Below are 708 nucleotides of genomic sequence, written 5' to 3' on the forward strand. Positions count from 1 at the left end.
AATGTTATCTAGTTTTGAAAGAATATAAAAAACTTGTTGACTTTAAAAGTTAAATGAGTTACAATAATTCTTGTCTTAAATGAATACAGTCTGGTAATGATGGCAGAGAGGTCACACCCGTTCCCATACCGAACACGGAAGTTAAGCTCTCTAGCGCCGATGGTAGTTGGGACCTTGTCCCTGTGAGAGTAGGACGTTGCCAGGCAAATGGAGGATTAGCTCAGCTGGGAGAGCACCTGCCTTACAAGCAGGGGGTCGGCGGTTCGATCCCGTCATCCTCCACCATTTAGCCGACTTAGCTCAATTGGTAGAGCAACTGACTTGTAATCAGTAGGTTGGGGGTTCAAGTCCTCTAGTCGGCACCAGTAACTATGGCGGTTGTGGCGAAGTGGTTAACGCACCGGATTGTGGCTCCGGCATTCGTGGGTTCGATTCCCATCAGTCGCCCCATTTTTTTCTTTAAAACATTATAACATGCGGGTGTGGCGGAATTGGCAGACGCACCAGACTTAGGATCTGGCGCCTTTGGCGTGGGGGTTCGACTCCCTTCACCCGCACTTTTAATAAAATATCTCATAACATGTCTTGCGGAAGTAGGTAGAATACAACCTTGCCAAGGTTGGGGTCGCGGGCTCGAATCCCGGCCTCCCCTCCAATTTTCAATATGACAGGACGGGGGGGCGGAAAAAGAAGAACCAAAGGAGCTTA

The 708-nt window shown here is 48.6% G+C and carries 4 tRNA genes and 1 rRNA gene; all 5 read left to right on the plus strand.

Going from position 1 to position 708, the window contains the following annotated elements:
• Positions 1–89: 89 nt before the first annotated feature.
• Positions 90–205, plus strand: a 5S ribosomal RNA gene (rrf, locus tag DN410_RS19475).
• Between the two features lie 4 nt (positions 206–209).
• Positions 210–285: transfer RNA gene (locus DN410_RS19480), tRNA-Val, on the plus strand.
• A 4-nt stretch (positions 286–289) separates the two neighbouring features.
• Positions 290–365: transfer RNA gene (locus tag DN410_RS19485), tRNA-Thr, on the plus strand.
• 9 nt (positions 366–374) lie between these two features.
• Positions 375–450: transfer RNA gene (locus tag DN410_RS19490), tRNA-His, on the plus strand.
• Positions 451–476: 26 nt separating this feature from the next.
• Positions 477–557: transfer RNA gene (locus DN410_RS19495), tRNA-Leu, on the plus strand.
• The last annotated feature ends 151 nt before the right edge of the window (positions 558–708 follow it).

Source organism: Bacillus sp. SH5-2, assembly GCF_008368905.1.
GTDB lineage: Bacteria > Bacillota > Bacilli > Bacillales > Bacillaceae_G > Bacillus_A > Bacillus_A luti.